Below are 19,613 nucleotides of genomic sequence, written 5' to 3' on the forward strand. Positions count from 1 at the left end.
TAGAATCTGCGCCCTTTGTGGCTCGGGAGTGGATTTTTGGTCTCTCTAGCCTAGACTCATTATTTTTAGGACACAATGAGCGCACGCTCGTTGTAATGCCCATTAGCATGGATGCCAGGAAAAGAGAGCCACTATGAAGTTTCCCGGTCAGCGCAAATCGAAACATTATTTTCCGGTCAAAACCCGTGACCCCTTGCTCGAGCAATTAACGCAGCAACCCCAGCCCTTTGCGACTTATATTAGCGGTATCGATCAAACCTTAGTGGATATTGAAGCTAAAGTGGAAGACGAATTACTGAGTCGTTACGGTTTACCTAAAGGCAATTCAACGCTTATCAATGATGAACAAGCGCATACGCTGTATACCGAGCTGAAACAGAACGGTTTGATAAGCGATGAATTTGCTGGCGGCACCATTGGTAACACTGTGCACAATTATTCTATTTTGGCCGACGATCGCTCAGTGCTGTTTGGGGTGATGAGCCAAAATATTGAAGTGGGCAGTTACGCTTACCGTTACCTCTGTAACACTTCTTCTAAGGTTGATCTTAACTATCTACAACCTGTCGATGGCCCAATTGGCCGTTGTTTTACCCTGATCTCAGATTGTGGCGAGCGCACCTTTGCGATCAGTAAAGGGGCAATGGATAAGTTAACCCCTGAATATATTGATAAAGACATAGTACAGGGCAGTTCGGCCTTAGTATTGACCGCCTATTTAATGCGTGCCAGCGGTGGCGACAGGATCACCGATGCAGCCATGTGCGCGATTGAATACGCAAAAGCAGCTGAAGTGCCCGTGGTATTAACCTTAGGCACCCGGTTTTTGATTGAAGAAGACCCAATTTGGTGGCAAAACTTTATCCAAGAGCATGTGACCATTTTGGCGATGAACGAAGATGAAGGCGAGGCGTTAACTGGGTTTCGCGATCCCCTGCTTGCCAGCGAAAAAGCCCTCGAATGGTGCGATATGGTGCTAACCACGGCTGGGCCCATCGGGCTTTATACTGCTGGTTACACCGATGATGCCGAAAAACGTGAAACTTCTCATACGTTATTGCCAGGTGCCATTCCCGAATTTAACCGTTACGAGTTCTCGCGCCCTAAGCTCAAGAGCGACTGCGAAAATCCGATTAAAGTCTATGCCCATATTTCCCCTTACATGGGCGGACCGGAGAAAATAGGCAATACCAATGGCGCAGGTGATGGCGCGCTGTCGGCGTTATTGCACGATTTGGCGGCAAATACCTTCCACAAGACTAATGTGCCTGGTTCGAGCAAACATAAACGTGATGGTTTATGTTATTCATCCTTCTCACAAATTTGTAAGTACGCTAACCGCGTGGCCTATGAAGTATTAGCGCAGCATAGTCCGCGTTTGTCCCGTGGGTTACCTGAGCGTGAAGACAGCTTAGAAGAATCCTACTGGGAAAGATAAGCAGCACCGACCGAGTAAACAAGGGCAATAGCGGCAAACCGTTATTGCCCTTGTTGTTTTTAGGTGCAAATCTAATGAGCAGGTTAAGCTATCGGGATAGATGACATTTTCCCAACAATTAGCACAGTACGGATGAATTTTTGCTACTGGCAGGCCCGAATAAATGATAACGTTAAGCGGTTTACTGCTCCCAATAACAGCGAATATTTAAGGTGGAATTTTCGGTGAAAGCGCAGATCTTAAGAGAAATGAAGGTACTCAAGGCGATTGAGCCTGAGTTTGAAGTGCAGCGCCGCGTGGCGTTTATTAAAACTAAGCTCAAAGAGGCCCGCAGTAAGGCGTTGGTATTAGGGATCAGCGGTGGTGTGGATTCGTCGACAGCGGGGCGTTTATGCCAATTGGCCATTGATAGCCTTAATAGTGAACATCCCGAGGGCGGTTATCAGTTTATCGCGGTGCGTTTACCCTATCAGATCCAAAAAGATGAGCATGAAGCTCAGCAAGCCTGCCAATTTATTCAGCCATCAAAATTAGTCACAGTAAATGTGCATCAAGGTGTTGATGGCGTGCATCAAGCCACCTTAAGTGCGTTTGTTGAGGCGGGACTGAGTATGCCGGATGAGGCGAAAGTGGATTTTGTTAAGGGCAATGTTAAAGCGCGGATGCGCATGATTACCCAGTATGAGTTAGCGGGATTAGTCGGCGGCTTAGTGGTGGGGACTGATCATAGCGCCGAAAACATTACCGGTTTTTATACTAAATGGGGCGATGGTGCCTGCGATCTCGCGCCTCTATTTGGCCTCAATAAACGCCAAGTGCGCCAATTAGCTGCCTATCTTGGTGCACCTGAGTCATTAGTTTACAAGGCGCCCACGGCGGATTTAGAAGACAATAAACCGCTACTCGAAGATGAAGTCGCGCTCGGGCTGACCTATGAGCAAATTGATGATTTCCTCGAAGGGAAAGTGGTTGATAAAGCGGTTGAAGAGAAACTCATCAATATCTATAAGGCAACCCAACATAAGCGCCAGCCGATCCCGACGATTTACGACTAACCTTGCTAGGTTTTCCCTAAAAGCACTCGGCCTATTCGGGTGCTTTTTTATGGGATTTTATCAAGCAGATACGTTTTTTATATGCGAGCGTGTAAGCGCAATCAAGGCGTTCGAGTATTGGCGATAGTCGAGATAGGGCATGAGCAGCACTTGATCCTTCTGTACTGAGGAAGTTTGCATTATCTCAGTGACGTCTTGCAGCTTACCCTGTGACTCATGCAGCAGCGGTTGATGGACTGTTTGCAGGTTTGATAATGGTGTATTGAACTGCCCAGCACTCAATCCCAAAGGCTTTGCAGCAGCTTGCCCACATACAATGTGAATGCTGGCATGGGGCGATAGGGCATTAGCACCAATTAAGAGCATTTCGTGTTTTTTGAGTAATAAATGGTCGCGATAGTGACGCCAATCTTCCCCGTTAGTACAGATTTTTGCCATGATAGTGAAAATCTTACGCCAATGATTGCCATTTAAGGCGATAAGTTCTGCAATTGCGTTGTCCCGTTGGCAATGCCAATTTTCGGGGCGTTCAGGAGCATTAGGAAGATAAAATGCGTAGGTCGTAATAGTAGGGCCAAGTTGCATAAGGGGATCGCTGTTAAGAACACTGGATGGATCTTAACGCCTAATCCATTACTGCCGAAGCTAAATTATTTCAATAATAAATCTTCAGTGGAAGTTGAGGTTTATTTTTATCTAACCGTATAATCTGCATGCGTATTTTTATCGGAACCATGGGGCAGCAATGAAAGCCATTATCATAGGCTCAACTAAACATTTATTTTTCGCTGCCTTTTATGGCTGTTTAGGGATTGCGATCGCTTTATTGATTAGTGGGATACATTTTCTCAATGCTAAACCCGATCTCTCCCTTTGGCACACGACAGAGCTAAAACACGAATTCCACTACAACACTAAACTCGATAACTTTAGTGATTACATCGCCTTAGAAGATAAACTTTTTACAGAGGTCGAGAACAAAGTACTCAAAAAAGTGTCGGCGGCAGATGCCTCACCCGTCAATCGTTATGTTAAAAACAGCCTTGCCGATCCCGCGAGATGGCCACAAAACTGGAATCGCAGTTTTGAGTGGCCCAAAGCCAATGCGCCCTTTGGCGTTTTGCTACTCCATGGCATGTCAGATTCGCCCTATGCCATGTCTAATGTGGCGGCACATTTTAAGGGCAAAGCCCATGTGCTGGGCTTGAGACTTCCTGGACACGGAACGCTGCCCAGCGGCCTTACGGGGCTTTATTGGCAGGATTTAGCCGCAGCGGTTAATTTGGCTACGGCGCATATGAAACAAGAACTTCAAGGTAAGCCGCTATTTGTTATTGGCTTTTCAACTGGAGCGGCGCTGGCACTTAACCATGAGCTTGAACTGATTAATCAAGATAATGCGCCTGACTATGCAGGGATGATCTTTATGTCGCCCGCGATAGGCCTTGCGCCCATTGCCGCAGCGGCGCGCTGGCAAAGTTGGATAGGACGTCTGCTCGACTTAGACAAGCTGCAATGGAATAGTATTCAGATGGAATATGATCCCTTTAAGTTCATGTCTTTTGCTGTCAATGCAGGGGATGTCGTCTACCAATTAGCGTTACGTAATCAGAGTTTGTTAAGCGGATTAACGCCTTTACAGCGTGAACATATTCCAGCCATCTTAACCTTCCAATCCGTAGCCGATGCCACAGTATCGAGCGCGGCAGTCGTGAGTTTGCTGTATCAAGTCTTACCTCAAAATGGCCATGAATTGGTGCTTTTTGATATGAACCGTAACATCTTCAACAGTAAGTTAATTGCAAATGATCCACTACCCGCCTTGTTACCGCAGTCCACTGACAGCATTCATTACCGCGGAACTTTGGTTGAAAATATTGATAGCGAAACGACTCAGGTTCAAGCGCGGGAATTTGGATTTATACCACTGGATCAAACCTTACCTCAGGCCGAAACACTCCCGCTCCGTTGGCCTATGGATGTTTACTCACTTTCCCATGTTGCGCTACCTTTTGCAGAAAATGATGGCCTATATGGCATGGCAACCCATCAAAAACCCACCCGAATACAGATAGGTGCGGCCGCTTCCCGTGGGGAACGAGGTGTTTATAGTGTGCCAGCTTCAGAAATGTTACGTCAAAAATGGAATCCCTTTTTCCCTTATATGATGGCTCGGATTGACCAATACCGTATTGCACATACGCCGAGTGAGGCACACTGACAGGTATAAAAGTTTGAAAATGTAGTCATTCAGGCCAGAAACTAAGCAGTTGATCAAACAGAGTTCACTAAGCACTTGCGTTGATTGAATCCAATTGCTAAAGTCTGCGTCACTTAAGGTGAACCCCAGTTAATCGCACTTTAAGTAATAAGTGTTTAATGTTTAACTCAATAATCGATTAAACACTGACAATTTCGGTATGTAGCGCAGCCCGGTAGCGCACTGTCATGGGGTGTCAGGGGTCGGAGGTTCGAATCCTCTCATACCGACCAAATTCATAAGAACCAGCTTAATTGCTGGTTTTTTTATGCCTGACGATGCCAGCAAGAGGCAAGCTATTGAATCGCAAAACATAAAGTTTTGCTCCTGCACTACCGGGCTGCGCTAGAACTCACTGAAACATCCTCATCACTCGCTGAAATAAACTGCTTCTCCACTGTCACTTTGGCAGACTCAAAAGGAACAGTGCATGAATGCGCAAAATTCAAGCAATACAGCACCTCATTTACATAGCTCAATTTCACAGGCGATTGATTATTACATCCGCCATGCAGCGCAATACCAAAAGGCCTTTGTTAATTCGAGCAGTACCGATATAAGCGCTTAAAGGCTGAGCTGGGTTCATATCGCTTGATAGACCTAACGCCAGAGCTTATACCAATCACATTAAATATCTAATCAGTTCAGAGCCTCACAGGCATCTCAATCCAAGGCGCATTGACGAAGAAATGGTTATTCCCTTTTAAGTCAATGTAACACGGGAGTGGGATGCCTGTGAGGCTCCCGAAGGGCGGGGTTGAACGGGCTTTATACTGCGTTTAAGGCTTTCGACAGAGCACCACTATGCCTTCAAGCCTTCGCCTTGTCTAAAGCGCGTTTAACTCCCGCTGAATGAACAGATATTTAATACGATTGGTATTATTAGAAGCTTCATAGACAAACGATTAACTAAAGTTAAGCCATCATCAGCAAAGCGTGACGTTTGTGCCTTACAACGCTGCTGGAACAGCTCGAATTTTTCCGTTATTGAGGAATTAAAAATAAAAAATGCCCGATAAGATTTATCAGGCATTGTAGGCGAGAATAAGTTCTAGATGACGTAAATCAAATACTAATCTACTTTAACAAATAATGGATTGCTATAAAACCACAGCTCATTGTAATTTCGATCATTCACTTTGTTAACAAAGGCTTCAGGGGTTAAATTCTCTTTGTTGATCTTTTTAGTGTACTGAGGTTCTCCATCAATCATAATGATATTACCATCGGCATCTTCCTGATTATACATAAGATTAGTTCCTCGTAGGCGGAAATACCGATTAGCATCGGCGGTAAAGCTATATCTGATTTGATAAACGCCCTCGGCGGTTTGTGTCCAATCCGTCTCTGTAAATGATTTTATAATCAACGTTGTGTCATTGCTCGCTTGATCATAGGAAGGAGTATCGGGTATCGCTTTAGCGCCAACTTTGCCAGAGATAAGGTCAATATGATGTACACCTGGATTTAATCCGTGATAGTTACCATCATTCACTCTGACTTCTTTATTGTTAAATTCAGGGCTGGTAAAGTTGATGTGGAAGGTCACTTGATCACCAGCGTTAACTGTTAATGTTTGTCCCATCGTTGCACTTTGACCATTGATTTCAACTCGATAGTCAAGTGAGTCAATCAAATCACCAAATACGGCAAAACTATTCCCTGAGCGCATTGCTTCTAGGAGCGCCTGCTGATTATCACCAGTAACGTAGGTATAGTTTTTGGTGTATTCGCCTGGCCAATAGCCACTCAAGCAAGTGCCATCGGCACAGCCCGTTTTGAAGTGAAAATCCGAGTTACCCGCAACCCAGATCCGACGGCCTTCACCAAGTAGTGCATCCCACCATCCACCCACTTGGGCAACGATGGGATCAACACCGCTAAGCGTTCCGGCTAAACTCGGATCACCATTGGGAGAATTGTATTCACCGCGGTTATTAAATTGGTTACCAGGCATACCCTCTATCGTAAAAAACACATTCGGTGCAATGTCATTAAATAGGCGTAAATCGCGAATGGTGTAAGTGCTAGGATCTCGCATTGCATGATTTAATTGCAAGTAGCTATTGTGAGGATAATGTTGCTGCAGCCAAGCCATTGCTTTGCGAACATCGGCTTTTGTTTGATTATGACGCTTTTCACCTTGTGCTTCCCATTTGTATAAATCCTCGGCATCAAAATCCGCTAATGTATTGGTATTACTGAATTTATATTCAAACAAGCGAGTAAAATCATTAACCTCATCAAAATCCTTACCCACTATACCGATACTCATGTGGTCAAAGGTATTTTTGGGGGTATCCCATTCAAAACTGGTATAGACTAGTTTGCCGGAATACAACGGAGCTAGGCGGGTGATTTCAATTATTTCATAGTCGCGCTGAGCGTGGCTAAAGAGAATGTTTTGTTTGGCATTATTCGGATCGCCACCATCAAGGTATGGATTTGAAGCTTGATTACGCAAGTGATTCGAAGGGACTAAATAGTCTAGGCCGAATGTATCAAAGGCTTTAGACATGATCTCTGCTTGGGTAGCATGTCCATCGGATGCCTGAGTATGGAAATGAATATCTCCGGTCATCCAGCGTCCAGTGGGCTCTGGTGTTAATGCAGCTTCGTTCTCATCATTGCTACAACCAAACAGCGCCGTGGCCATCATTAGGTAGGCATATGTTTTCTTCAAAATGAGTTATCCCTATGTTTTTTTAATAAAAATAGATAGAAAAACGCCATAGCAAATCAAGGCTGATGACGTTGCAGGGACTTTAAAAAAATAATGTTACAGTTTTTTTATGCTATTGCCGTTATGTGCGCGAGTGCTGAATTTACAAAATTAATTAGACTGCAATAGTCGTTTGGTTTTTGTTCAATGTGTTTAATGCGATTTAAAATGAATTTTTACTTAAGGGATGATACCTAAATTGAGTTTATGCCAAGAGTTTGCCGCGTTAAAACAAGCATCTGAGACTTATTTGCAGACTGTGTACGATTCTGTATCGGCGGAGTCTGAGGCCAATATTCAGATTAAAACGGCGTTGTTGACCTTACTCGCGAAGGCAAAACAGCATGGAACAGCCGTGATTTCGGCACAAATATCCCAGAGCATTATCGATTATCTTTGTACTATTAGTGGGCATTCTGAGGATTTAGCGGTTCTTGAGGCGCATACGCCAAGCGTGCTAACAGAGGCCGAGCTCAGCTATATTATCGAGCATTCAGCACTTGCTCGTTGGTTTTAGCGTGTATGTCGATTAGCCGATGAGGGCACTAAAGCATGCGCTTATGTCATTAGCGGCAGCTAAGCGGCATAAGTATTAAGCAGCATTAGTGGCTATTTAGAGCAAAATTCGCCAGTTAACTTGCACTGCAGACTTGGTTTCTCCCATTTCGCTTGGCTTGCATCATGGCCTGATCTGCACTGTTGAAGAGTGTTTCCAGAAGGTTTTGCGCTTCTTTTTCGGAATGAATGACAGGGATTGTGATTGATGCAATGCCAAAGCTGGCGGTGCATTTGATGATTTGGTCATTAAGAGCAAGTGGTTGCTTTTGAAAGCGATAGCGAATTGATTCTGCAAGTTGGCATGCTTGTTCGTGGTGTCAGTCGGGTAAGAGTATGCCAAATTCTTCACCGCCAAGGCGCCCAAGAATATCTCCTGGTCTAAGGATGGCTTGAGTGAGCTTCGCAATATGGATAAGTGCGGCATCGCCTGTAGTATGTCCCCATTGATCATTAACGAGTTTGAAACGGTCAATATCAAACATAATAAATGCTAATGCCAGTCCTGACTGTTGTGCTATGGAAAGACCCAAATTGAAAAAGGCGCGACGGTTGTAGAGTGTTGTCAGTTCGTCGGTATTTGCAAGACGCTCGGCAGTGGATTTTGCCTCGATTAACGCCTCTTCCATTTATTTGCGATCGGTAATGTCTGTCGCGATTTCAATCCGTACTAGCCGACCATCTGTCCAACGAATGGCCTGATCTCGACATTGGTACCAACGATTATTGTGATTATTTTTAAATTCCCACACGTGTACAGTGGTACTGTTGCCAGCATGATTAATCAGTTTGTGGTTTGTGCAAAAACATCAGTGGCTATTTTGCCCAGCTTGTTGAAGCTGATGGCATTTTTTGCCTGTGTGAACGCCCCAAATGGTTGCACCAAAATCATTCAAATACAGTTGTTCATAGGTGCGTAAATCCGAAACGTAGACCAGAGCATTTAGACTATTAAGGATGGTATGAATGGCGTCAAAGGCTTGATTCTGATCGTTGTGAATGATGTTCATGGGGTGAAATCAGCCAAATAAAAGAGTCTATTACTTCTTTAGCATTTAATCAGCTAAGCGTCTGAGATTCGTTTAAATGGTGTGATCAAGTTGTTGATTTGGTAACGGCTAATGTGTGGTGAAGTGCTAAAAACAAAAAGCCCTAAGTGGTATTAGGGCTTTTAGATAAAAATACATGTTAATGATTATAAAGGCGCCTGCCTTCGCGCAGCACTTGGATAAGCTCTGGGGCGCTCATCTTTTTGTGCAGCCGATGCTCAAAGTTTTCATCGTAGATGCGGTATTTACCATGGCGGTCAATGACAGTGATTTCCGACTGTTGGTAAATGGCAAAAATCCGACTATCACCAATATAAATCCAGGTTTCTTTGCTCGGTTGCAGTAGGCTGCGGCCCGCGCTGTAGTCTGAGGTGTTATTGGTGCAGCCCAAAACATGGGTCATTAATGTGGGAACCACACCATAGTGGCTCGTGCGATAGTTAACCTTGCTGGCCAAGGCATTTGGCCAATGGATGACCAGCGGCACTTTGACACTCTCCGGTGATAAATTACGCATTGCTTCGTCGCTATTACTGGTAAATATTTTGCCATTAACGCCAGTAATCACCACTAAGGTATCGCTTGGCAATTCACTGACAATGGCTTGAATTTGCTTATCAATAAAATTCAACGATTGGCGATATTGGTTAAATAGTACCTTTTGCGCCGGTTTTAAATTCGGATCGGCTTTGACCGTTTCGATACCAAGGAAGCCCACTGGCGTATCAAAATTCTCGGGTGCTTTAAGGTTCACTAGGGCAAACCAAGGACGTTGTTGCGCGCGTTGCCATTGTGTAAAGTGGCCAACGCTAAGGATATCTGCCTCGGCGCTGCCATTGGTTTCTTCGGCGATGACGGGGGTAAAGTCATTAAACATGGCCTGCGCGGAGCGTAAATTCAGATTGGTTTCGGGGATAAATAAGCCAAGTTGGTAACCCGCCTGTTTAAAGCTTTGGGTCATGATGGGGCTAGTGCTATTGAAGATGCGCGCATCACCATAGCTGCCCTGCAAACCATAAAGCAGGGAGAACATGCCCGTCTTAAACTGATTGCCGCCGCTATAATGCTGAGTAAAACTTTGGTTCTGCTCGGTATATTGGTGTAAGAACGGCATGGTTTTGGCGTCTACCATATCGGCACGCAAGCTGTCGATAGTCAGCATTAATACATTCGATTTGCTATCCGCTTGGCATTGCAGTGGCTGTATGGGATAGCTGAGTGTATTACTGGCTTGAGTCGCTTCATCATTGAGTTGGGATGAACCGTCAATACCGTGGCTTTCCATAAAGCTACGAGCCGTCGCTGGGTAAGACAAAGGATAAGTATCATCGAAACGGGTTATTTCGGTGATATCGGCCGCGTCGGCCCAAACATGGATCAAATGGCTGCTTACAAAGCACACCCCAACAAAGGCAATGACTTTATTGCCAAGATTGAGTTTTTGGATTTTTTCAATTCGCTTCCACAGGAAGTTAGCCGCTGTTAGCTCAATCGCAAGAATGGCGATTGGTGTGACGATATAGGAGGTGCCGTGGAGCAGGGCGCTCAAATCGGCCCAAGCTATATCAAAGGCAAAAGGACTCAAGTGCATGCCGTAATCGGCATAAACAATCGTGTCATACAATAAGAGACATAGGCTTAAGGTGGCGATAACAGCCGCTAAGCCTCTGAGTATCTTGGAGTAAGGTAAGATTAACGTCAGTGGGAATAGGCAGATCAAGTAAGCGATAAAAGCAAGAAAACTGAACTGGCCGATGGTACTGACAGCAAGATAGCTCCAGCCAAACCACGTTTCGGGATAACCCACACTGCTTAAATAGCGTGTGCCGACAATCATAGCCAACAGGCCATTAAAGAAGGCGAACCAATGTCCCCAGTTGATAAGTCGCGATACGCGATCGCGGCTCATTTGCTTTTTTCGCTCGACCATAGTGATCCGCTTATTCCTAAAAGACGTTGTATCTTATGTTGTTTTAACGATTGTTACTCGACTAACTTAATTGGATTTCACCGATTGTGCGAGTGCTTTCGCAAATTGTTCTGCAACCGCTTGGCGTGATTCACTTGGTACTTTGCGCTCTAATAAATGGGTGACACAGTTGCCTAGCGCCATCAGGCTTAAGTCGGTAGGGGCTTTGTGCTTTTCGAGTACCACTAAAATCTCAGCGATTAATGATTCAACTTGTGTGTTTGAGTATTTGGATTGGATTGCCATAATCAAAAAATGTTTCACTTTGGAATGGATTAGCGGCATATAATAGCGGATTTATTCCAGCATCACTATCAGGGCTTATGAGTATTAACATCGAACAAGCAATTATTCACGAGATTTCCCAGGACAGTCAGGGTCAATTACGCTGCCGTTTACGTCCTCAACCTCTGCTGAACGGTCAGGCTGTCGAGATGATGCTCGAAGAGTTGCATCAGACATATACCAGCAAATCCGGCAAAGGATTTGGCTATTTTGGCATCCATGGTGATGATGGTGAGGCCAATCCTGCATTTGCCAATGCGCTAAAGGAATACCGTGCGGGGGATTTAGGTTTTGTCGAATTTACTGGACAAGCCAGTAAGCTGCTGCAGGCAGAATTAGCCAAATATGATTTTAGCCAAGGCGGATTTTTGCTGATGTCCTGCTACACCAGCATGGCGAGTGATTATTTGTTTGTGGCGCTTCTCAGTGCAAAATCGTCGATGACGGTACTGGATGATATGGAGCTGTCGCAGAACAACCATTTGGATCTAAACAATATCCAATTGGCTGCACGTATCGATCTCACCGAATTGCAGGCCGATAAAGATTCCCGCAAGTACATCTCTTTTATTCGCGGACGTGCGGGCCGTAAAGTGGCTGACTTTTTCCTCGACTTTATGGGCTGTGTCGAAGGGGTAAATACCAAGGCGCAAAACAAAACCTTGATGAACGCCGTGGAAGACTTTGTTGCCAGTAGCGATCTGACCAAAGAAGAACGTCAGCAATGCCGTAATAAAGTGTTTGAGTATTGTTCTGAGCGTTTTGATGAAGGCGCTGATATTGAGATCAAAGATTTAGCGGATGAGCTTGCTGACCAAGGCATGGAATCCTTTTATGACTTTGCCCGCGGCGGTAGCTATGAGCTGGATGAAGAATTTCCTGCGGATAAGTCGACCCTAAGACAATTAAAGAAATTCTCCGGCACCGGTGGTGGCGTGACGATAAGTTTTGACGGTGGGCATTTGGGTCAACGGGTGATTTATGATCCGATTTCCGACACGATTTTGATTAAAGGCGTGCCAGCAAACCTAAAAGATCAGCTAGATAGACGTCTTAAGGGCGAATAGTCTTATTTGAATCGCTGTCACCGATGAAAAACAAAGGCCGAGGAGTTTATTCTCGGCCTTTGTTTTTATGCTAATTGCTTCTTAGGTTTAAGCTTTATTTTGCTCCTGTCGCAAAAGGTACTGGGCGCGGAGTATCTTTATTCGATGGTGGCAGAATCGGCAGCGAGATCTGTGGCTGTTCACCCGTGAGTGAATTTAAGAATGCTACCATTTCCTTGGTTTCTTTCTCGGTCAGTTTTTGTCCTAACTGAATATCCGCCATGGTATTTACCGCTTCTTCAAGCGTCCATACACTGCCGTCATGGAAGTAGGGATAGGTTAGTTCAATATTGCGCAGTGTCGGTACCTTAAACACAAACTTATCCGCATCCTTACCCGTTACGCCCTTACGGCCTTCGGCAGGGTTATTGGTATGGAAGGGTTTTATTAGGCCCATCTTCATAAACATAGTGCCACCTACCGCGGGGCCGTTATGGCAACTGACGCAGCCCTTATCTTTAAAGAGTTGATAGCCAGCTTTAGCGTCGCCGCTAATCGCATCTTGTTTACCCAATAAATACTGATCGAATGGGCTATTAGGCGTGACTAAAGTCTTTTCGAAGGCAGCAATGGCATCGGTTAAGCGGTCAATATCGACTTTTTCATCACCGTAAACTTTGGCAAAGCGCGCGCGGTATGCAGGCATGGAAGCAATGGTTTCGGTGGCGAGCTCATGGGTAAAGCCCATTTCTTTGGGGTTGGCAATCGGGCCAGCGGCTTGCTCTTTTAAGTTGCTGGCACGACCATCCCAGAATTGCGCCAGCATAAAGTCGGCGTTTAGCACGGTCGGTGAGTTAATCGGGCCTTCTTGCCAATGATGGCCAATTGACGTGGGTAGCGCATCTACGCCGCCAGTTGAAAGGTTGTGGCAAGAGTTACAGGAAATAAAACCTGATTTAGACAGTCTTGGTTCAAAAAAGAGCATTTTGCCCAGCTCTACCTTTTCGGGTTCAGTGATTTTTGCTGGGGTAATGACTTCAATCGGTTCGGCGGCGACGGCATAGCTGCTTGCGAACATAGCCGTGAGGGTTATCGCGATAGCGGTGAGTTTTGTCATCTGGTGTTCTCCCTTATTAACCTTGCTTACTGTATGGTTTATGGGTCGATACTAACGACTAAAAAGACTTAGGGATAACGCCTTGTTTCGATTGGGTCTATCGCTGTTGTGGATTAGGTTTTTGTGAGCTAATTCGCTGTTTTTGTTTGATTATTTAGGTAGGGTAACTGAGATGCCGTTTAGCGTTTTATCTACTAATCGTGAGTTTCTATTAACGAGTCTGTATTCACTATTACCTATCCACTATCGCCTATTCATCGTATTGACTCAGCGGTGACTCTTTTGGCGCGCTTATCGAGATTTCCCGAGCGGTTGGGATGAGGTGAGTGACGTAAGATCATTTTACTTTTTACTGACTCAGCCAACGAATAGGCTAACTCATGCGCGTTTGTCGCGCCATTAAGATAAAAAGCGCTTAAGAGCGGATTCATTTGTCGCGGGGCGGGGCAGAATTGATTAGAATTCGTATTCTGTTTTTGGGTAAGCTTGGTGCATGTGCCCAAGTAAGCGTGCTTGGCCATTGCTAAGTGGCGCTATCCCTATTTAGGCGGACTGTTTTTCTGCCGAGGAGAGTCAATGCAACTGTTTGTAAAAGATTTAACTGTGATCGATTTTTCTTATCTGTGTCCAAAGCGCGGCATGGTGGGGGAAAGTTGGATTGTCGATGTGGTATTAGAAGGCGGCCTAGACGAGCAAAATATGGTGCTCGATTTTGCCAAGGTCAAACGTACCATTAAGCATACGATTGATGCGGTGGCCGATCATCGTTTATTAGTGCCTACTGCCTGTAGTGGCTTGCGTTGGCAACAGCAGGACGATCGTGTGTGGCTCGATTTTGAAAGCTTGCAGGGTGAGATCCATTTAGCCTGTCCTTCGCAAGCCTTTGCCTTGGTGCCCTCAGAACAGATTGATATTCCAAGCGTTAATGCTTTCTTGCAACAAGCCCTGCGGGAAACACTGCCCGATAATGTTGAGGGCATTACCCTGACCTTAAGACATGAAGTGCTAAATTCTCCCTATTATCACTACAGTCATGGACTACGTAAGCACGATGGCAACTGTCAGCGGATTGCCCACGGTCATCGCAGCCCTGTGCAGGTGTTTGAGAATGGCGTGCCCGCGCCAAAATGGGACGAGTATTGGGCCAAGCGTTGGCACGATATTTACCTTGGTAGCGAGGAGGATTTAGTCTCAGTTAAGAGCTTAACGCTATCGCCACAAACGCGGGTAAGCGATGAAACTCATTATGGATTTCACTATCAAGCGCCGCAGGGGGATTTCCAATTGGCGATGCCTAAGAAATGCTGTGATTTGATCCCGCACGATACTACGGTGGAATTATTGGCCGATTATATGGCAACCACCTTAGCCACCAAAGTGCCTTCAAGCCAGTTTACAGTGATTGCCTACGAAGGCGTAGGTAAAGGCGCCACAGTGACTAAAGGCAATTAAATCTATCCGTTTTGTCATAAAGCCCTAACAATTAGGGCTTTATATTTTAATAAGGATTTTTGAGATTATGCTAAACGCTGTTCCAATGATGTTAAAAGCCTTGCCATTCACGCCATCCCGCGCGTCATTTCGCTTATCTCCTATGTTGACATCCTGCAAATTTAAGGCGACGTTTTTTACGCTCTTAACCCTGTTTAGCTTAACGGCTCAGGCACAGGTGAGTTTTGAAGGCAAGTTTGAGCAAGGGGCGTTGATCCGAGCCAAAGTGCCTGCAGGTACGCAAGTGACTCTTAATGGCGAGGCCGTAAAAGTCACGCCAGACGGCCATTTTGCCTTTGGCTTTGATAGAGATGCAGAGCTTACTCAACAGCTTACCTTAGTGTATCCCGATGGCTTGACTGAGGTGAAACCCCTCAATATCGCGAAGCGGGAATACAAGATTCAGAGCGTTAAAGGCATTAGTAATAAGATAATGAAGCCTGATCCTGTCGCGCAGGAGCGAGCCGCGAAGGATACGGCGCAGGTCAAAGCGGCACGCGGCACCTTTAGCGAACAAACCGCATTTTTACAGCCGTTTATTTGGCCATTAACCGGCAGGATCTCCGGCGTGTATGGCAGTCAGCGCATCTATAACGATGTGCCCGGAAATCCGCACTTTGGCGTCGATGTGGCCGCGAAAACCGGCACTGTGGTGGTGGCGCCCGCCGATGGGGTGATTAGTCTTTCGGTGCCCGATATGTTTTATTCCGGCGGGACCATGGTTATCGACCATGGTTATGGCGTCAGTTCGAGCTTTTTGCACCTAAGCAAACTTTACGTCAATGCCGGTGAAACCGTTAAGCAAGGGCAAGCGGTGGCGGAAGTCGGCGCGACAGGGCGGGCAAATGGCCCACACTTGGATTGGCGAGTGAACTGGTTTCAAATGCGCCTTGATCCGACCAGCATAGTGCCACCGATGGCGACGGTATTGGCGGCGGAAAAAGCGAAAAAAACCGCCAAATAACTGAGGGTTCAATAGCGCCAATCTAGGCGCTATTTTTTGAACTTTAGGGATGTTATTGCAATAAGGGATGGTCTGCAGGCAGATGGCGGATGATCCACAGCACCAATTTGTGCTTCATATTTGGGCCGTCTTCTTTGTCCTTCGCTAAGGGCTGGATCAGATTATCTGTGACCAGCAGTCGATAAATACATTCCACTTTATCTTTGGGTGATACGCCTTTATCAAAGTCTTCAAATCCACGTTTTTTGGCATAACCGATACCAATTTCGAGGGCGAGTTTGAGGAGTTGGGCTTCGTGCTTATGGGGTTTCATGTGCTGCGTCCTTATTGATCTCACGGCTATGCCCTTTGGCGAGCCCGTGGTAGATAACACTAAAACCTAATGGCTATTCATAATTTAATAGCATGAATTTAAGCTATTTTTACCTTTTTCGTTGCTGACTTTTGCGCAAATCGGTTTTTATATGTCAACCAACATCTGTAATTGGCAGTTGGGTCACATTCTGTATTCTGCTAACGCTCAGTTTGTTCGCTTGCGATGACCGCTTTAATGCCGTGTGGATGTAACTTAATGCATACATCAGCTTGTTTAAAGGCGATGGTCGGGTTGGCTAAACGCTCTTTTTCGCCTTTGGGGGAGCTAAATTTAACCTTAATTGGCGCAGAGCTTTGCCCTTGTACTTGTAGTAATGGTAAAAGTGGTGGGCATAATTGACCAAGATCTTGGTTTAAAGTGTCACAATCCTGTGCCGTTGATGGGAGTACCAACTCGATATGCTCCCAGCCTTCTTGGGGGTAATGAGTATCACCGGGATAAGGAAGTTCAACACAATCAATGGTAAAGCTGCCTAAGCGCAGCGGATTATCCAGTTCAATGATCAGGATTGAACGGCCATTAATTTGATTGTCCGAGATAATCCGCCCACGTTCGCTAAAGGCTTGCTTGAGTGCATCCGCTGCGACAATGGTGTTTACCCTCAAAGCGACATGATCGCAATATAGCCCTTTATCCGCTAAGCCTAAGGTGTTGAGTAAAGACAATATCTTTGTCTCAAATGCTGGCCAAGCTCGTTCTAATGCTGCGTAATTTAATGTTGTCGCCTCAGTCGCCAATATTGACATAAAAATTCCTTAACGCGGGTAACACAAATAAAAACGCCCAGGTAACTGGGCGTATCCTTTATGGCCAAATCTCGATGGGGGTGCCTTCATCGACCGCTTTCCACACTTCGTCCATTTCAGCGTTGGTGATGGCAATACAACCATCGGTCCAATTGTATTGCTGTGCTTGCTCGGGGGGCAGGGGGGAGCGTGGATTTTGACCGTGGATCATAATCATGCCACCAGGTCTAATCCCCAGCGCTTTGGCTCTTAACTTATCTTCTTCATTGGGGTAAGAAATATGAATGGATTTGTAATAGGCGCTATCGGATTTTTTATAGTCGAGAATATAGCGGCCCTGCGGCGTACGTTGATCGCCCTCGGTCAGTTTATGGCCGGTTGGCAAGTCGCCCATGGCAATGCGGTATTGTTTAAGGACTTTGCCGTCCCTTAATAAGGCCATATTGGACTCAGACTTAGTGATCACCACCAAATCGACTTTTCCAATACTGGATGAGGCGAGTACTTGGGGCGAAATCAGTGCGGCGAGTGTTATGGCCACCGTGATGGTTTTGGAGAGTAGGGCTACGCGCATGTCTTCCTCTAAAAATGACGCAGTTAAAACTTTTTCGCGCATCATACCGCAAATTTTTATGTCTGTGACTAGATAATTTTGAACGAGTTGTAATTGCCTGGCAGACTTTGGAAATTTGGAAACGATACCGCGAGGACGTTTCTTCCTATGTCAGATTATCTGCATGAAAAACTGGGCACTGAAAGCACATTCAAACGCCAGTTAGGCATCATTATTTTTGGCATTCATTTGGGCGATTAACTATCAAGCTTTCGCCCAAAAGAGCAAGCCACTAAGGGATGCTTCATTATGAAGCGATTACACGTCAATTCACCTTAGTTAACGGCACACGTCGCTGTTTGATATGCGCTTATTATCTCTAGCTGAGGTGGATTAGCTTGTAACAGTGTTGAGCGTATCGTCTTTTGCTTCTATGGCTTTATCCAGTGTAAGCCCTAGGCTTGAAACAAAACGCAGCTGCATGCCTAAAGTGGCCATTTGTTTTTGCTCACGCTGTAAATCTTTCATAAACAAGCTGATTTTTCGTTTGTGGCTAGGAAGTACTAACATGAGCCCATCGGGGATCACGTGTATTTTCTCTAGTACTAAGGCTTTGGCAATTCGGCCTAAATGCACCAATACCGCCAAACGCAGCAGGCAAACAAGGCGAATGAGCGTGAGTTTATGGCTCGGCTCTAATTCGGCGAGCAGTAGCTCATTGGGTTTCTTGCGATGGTTAGCGATAAGTCTGGCTAAATCCTGTTGCAGTGCTTCACTAAATCCGGGTAAGTCACTGTTGCTAATGATATAAGCGCCGTGTTTGTGCAATGCTTTGGAGTTGATATGTAGCCCTATTTCATGCAAGGTCGCGGCGTAGGAGAGTAGACGCGCATGGGGTCTTAGTCTCCATTCATCGGCGACTTGCTCAAACAGCGCCATGGCCGTATCGCGCACTTTGGTCGCATGGGGTATATCGACATGATAAAGCTGAGCAATACTGTCGACGGTTCGGTGGCGAATATCCTGATATTGGCCAATTTTGGCTAATTCGTAGAGCACGCCTTCGCGCAGAGCGCCAGGACTAAATTCCAATTGTGAAATCGGTAACCGTCTAAAAAAACTGATTAAAACCGCAAGGCCTGCGGGAAGGAGTTGGGTACGTTTATCATCGACATTGGCAAATTGGACTTGGCTGATATGGCCACACCTTATCAATTTAAGTTTTAATTGTTTGAGGCGTGGTAAGGTGACAATTTCATCACCATGCTCTTCTTGAATCGCTTCACAAATCGCTTTTACAGTACCAGAGCTGCCGAGCACTAAGTCCCAATCGCCACTGAAATATTCCTTTGAAAGCGAGGCAAATTGCTTATCGGCAGCACTTTGCGCTGCGCGAAACGAAGCTGGCGTGATTTGCCCATCGATAAAAAATCGCTCGTTGAAACTCACGCAGCCACAACGCAGGCTCGATAAATGGGTTGGGGTGTTTTTTTGACCGAGAACCACTTCGGTCGAGCCGCCGCCGATGTCGATAACGATATTACGTTTTGCTAGCACTTGGCTTTGGGCAATACCGTTGTAAATAAGCCTCGCTTCTTCATGGCCAGAAATCACTTCCACGGGATAAGGCATAATACTGAGGGCTGCTTCAATAAACTGCTCGCGGTTTTTAGCAACCCTTAAGGTATGTGTGGCGACTAAACGCACCTGTGCTTGGTCAAGATTGGAAAACCGCTGATTAAAATCCCGTAAGCAATTAAGGCCACGCTCAATCGCGTCAGCACTCAGTATATTTTGGGCATTGAGACCTGTCGCTAATTGAACTTGCTGTTTTTCTTTATGTAATATCTGCAAACTGCCGTCTTGCTCACGGGCGATAACCAAGTGAAAACTGTTTGAGCCCATGTCGATAGCGACAAAGTGTCGCGGCTGTGAATGTGTGGCAACCAATCGGATTATCCTTAGGCAATCGAGACTATAAGATAAA

17 protein-coding genes, 1 tRNA gene and 1 pseudogene are annotated in these 19,613 nt (G+C 45.7%); 8 read left to right on the forward strand and 11 right to left on the reverse strand.

Annotated elements, in window-relative coordinates:
• Positions 1-133 precede the first annotated feature (133 nt).
• The gene (locus H9J30_RS11325; RefSeq protein ID WP_240131125.1) at positions 134-1,438 is read left to right on the forward strand and encodes an inosine/guanosine kinase; all 1,305 of its coding nucleotides are present in this window, start codon (positions 134-136) and stop codon (positions 1,436-1,438) included.
• A 224-nt stretch (positions 1,439-1,662) separates the two neighbouring features.
• Complete coding sequence (nadE, locus tag H9J30_RS11330; RefSeq protein WP_240131126.1) at positions 1,663-2,493, forward strand: ammonia-dependent NAD(+) synthetase; 831 nt, start codon at positions 1,663-1,665, stop codon at positions 2,491-2,493.
• Between the two features lie 60 nt (positions 2,494-2,553).
• On the opposite strand, the gene H9J30_RS11335 is transcribed toward nadE, so the two are convergent.
• The gene (locus H9J30_RS11335; RefSeq protein ID WP_240131127.1) at positions 2,554-3,078 is read right to left on the reverse strand and encodes a DUF6942 family protein; all 525 of its coding nucleotides are present in this window, start codon (positions 3,076-3,078) and stop codon (positions 2,554-2,556) included.
• A gap of 160 nt (positions 3,079-3,238) precedes the next feature.
• Between H9J30_RS11335 and H9J30_RS11340 the strand changes: the two genes are divergently transcribed.
• Both H9J30_RS11340 and H9J30_RS11345 read left to right on the forward strand, forming a co-directional pair.
• Positions 3,239-4,714, forward strand: a complete 1,476-nt coding sequence (locus H9J30_RS11340) for an alpha/beta hydrolase (protein WP_240131128.1) — start codon at positions 3,239-3,241, stop codon at positions 4,712-4,714.
• Between the two features lie 195 nt (positions 4,715-4,909).
• Positions 4,910-4,986, forward strand: a tRNA-Pro gene (locus H9J30_RS11345).
• Between the two features lie 839 nt (positions 4,987-5,825).
• Here H9J30_RS11345 and H9J30_RS11350 read toward each other — a convergent pair.
• A complete protein-coding gene (locus H9J30_RS11350) occupies positions 5,826-7,436 on the reverse strand; it encodes a hypothetical protein (protein WP_240131129.1) in 1,611 nt (536 codons plus the stop codon).
• Positions 7,437-7,674: 238 nt separating this feature from the next.
• Between H9J30_RS11350 and H9J30_RS11355 the strand changes: the two genes are divergently transcribed.
• Entirely contained in the window at positions 7,675-7,992 is a 318-nt protein-coding gene (locus H9J30_RS11355) for a hypothetical protein (RefSeq protein ID WP_240131130.1), read from the forward strand.
• Positions 7,993-8,107: 115 nt separating this feature from the next.
• Here the strand turns inward: H9J30_RS11355 and H9J30_RS11360 are convergent.
• The 4 genes and pseudogenes from H9J30_RS11360 to H9J30_RS11375 form a co-directional block, all read right to left on the reverse strand.
• A pseudogene (locus tag H9J30_RS11360) lies at positions 8,108-8,659 on the reverse strand (GGDEF domain-containing protein).
• Positions 8,660-8,839: 180 nt separating this feature from the next.
• Positions 8,840-9,040: a hypothetical protein gene (locus H9J30_RS11365; RefSeq protein WP_240131131.1), complete on the reverse strand. Its 201-nt coding sequence runs from the start codon at positions 9,038-9,040 to the stop codon at positions 8,840-8,842.
• Positions 9,041-9,218: 178 nt separating this feature from the next.
• The gene (locus H9J30_RS11370; RefSeq protein ID WP_240131132.1) at positions 9,219-11,009 is read right to left on the reverse strand and encodes a DUF3413 domain-containing protein; all 1,791 of its coding nucleotides are present in this window, start codon (positions 11,007-11,009) and stop codon (positions 9,219-9,221) included.
• A gap of 66 nt (positions 11,010-11,075) precedes the next feature.
• On the reverse strand, positions 11,076-11,294 hold the full coding sequence (locus H9J30_RS11375) for a YejL family protein (protein WP_011072212.1): 219 nt from the start codon (positions 11,292-11,294) through the stop codon (positions 11,076-11,078).
• A gap of 77 nt (positions 11,295-11,371) precedes the next feature.
• Between H9J30_RS11375 and yejK the strand changes: the two genes are divergently transcribed.
• A complete protein-coding gene (yejK, locus tag H9J30_RS11380) occupies positions 11,372-12,400 on the forward strand; it encodes a nucleoid-associated protein YejK (RefSeq protein ID WP_240131133.1) in 1,029 nt (342 codons plus the stop codon).
• A 94-nt stretch (positions 12,401-12,494) separates the two neighbouring features.
• Here the strand turns inward: yejK and ccpA are convergent, their stop codons facing one another.
• Positions 12,495-13,496, reverse strand: coding sequence for a diheme cytochrome c5 peroxidase CcpA (ccpA, locus tag H9J30_RS11385; RefSeq protein ID WP_240131134.1), 1,002 nt, complete (start codon positions 13,494-13,496; stop codon positions 12,495-12,497).
• A 576-nt stretch (positions 13,497-14,072) separates the two neighbouring features.
• On the opposite strand from ccpA, the gene H9J30_RS11390 reads away from it, so the two are divergent.
• Entirely contained in the window at positions 14,073-14,948 is an 876-nt protein-coding gene (locus H9J30_RS11390) for a 6-carboxytetrahydropterin synthase (RefSeq protein ID WP_240131135.1), read from the forward strand.
• 142 nt (positions 14,949-15,090) lie between these two features.
• Entirely contained in the window at positions 15,091-15,951 is an 861-nt protein-coding gene (locus H9J30_RS11395; protein ID WP_427915914.1) for a M23 family metallopeptidase, read from the forward strand.
• 52 nt (positions 15,952-16,003) lie between these two features.
• On the opposite strand, the gene H9J30_RS11400 is transcribed toward H9J30_RS11395, so the two are convergent.
• The 4 genes from H9J30_RS11400 to ppx all read right to left on the reverse strand — a co-directional run bounded on the left by H9J30_RS11400 (position 16,004) and on the right by ppx (position 19,576).
• Positions 16,004-16,264, reverse strand: coding sequence for a DUF5062 family protein (locus H9J30_RS11400; protein WP_011072217.1), 261 nt, complete (start codon positions 16,262-16,264; stop codon positions 16,004-16,006).
• Positions 16,265-16,464: 200 nt separating this feature from the next.
• A complete protein-coding gene (locus H9J30_RS11405) occupies positions 16,465-17,073 on the reverse strand; it encodes a VOC family protein (protein ID WP_240131136.1) in 609 nt (202 codons plus the stop codon).
• Between the two features lie 58 nt (positions 17,074-17,131).
• Positions 17,132-17,647: a L,D-transpeptidase family protein gene (locus tag H9J30_RS11410; RefSeq protein WP_240131252.1), complete on the reverse strand. Its 516-nt coding sequence runs from the start codon at positions 17,645-17,647 to the stop codon at positions 17,132-17,134.
• A gap of 372 nt (positions 17,648-18,019) precedes the next feature.
• Positions 18,020-19,576 (reverse strand): exopolyphosphatase, encoded by a 1,557-nt coding sequence (gene ppx, locus H9J30_RS11415; protein ID WP_240131137.1) that lies wholly within the window; start codon positions 19,574-19,576, stop codon positions 18,020-18,022.
• Positions 19,577-19,613 lie beyond the last annotated feature (37 nt).

Source organism: Shewanella cutis (assembly GCF_022410515.1).
In the GTDB taxonomy this organism is placed as follows: domain Bacteria; phylum Pseudomonadota; class Gammaproteobacteria; order Enterobacterales; family Shewanellaceae; genus Shewanella; species Shewanella cutis.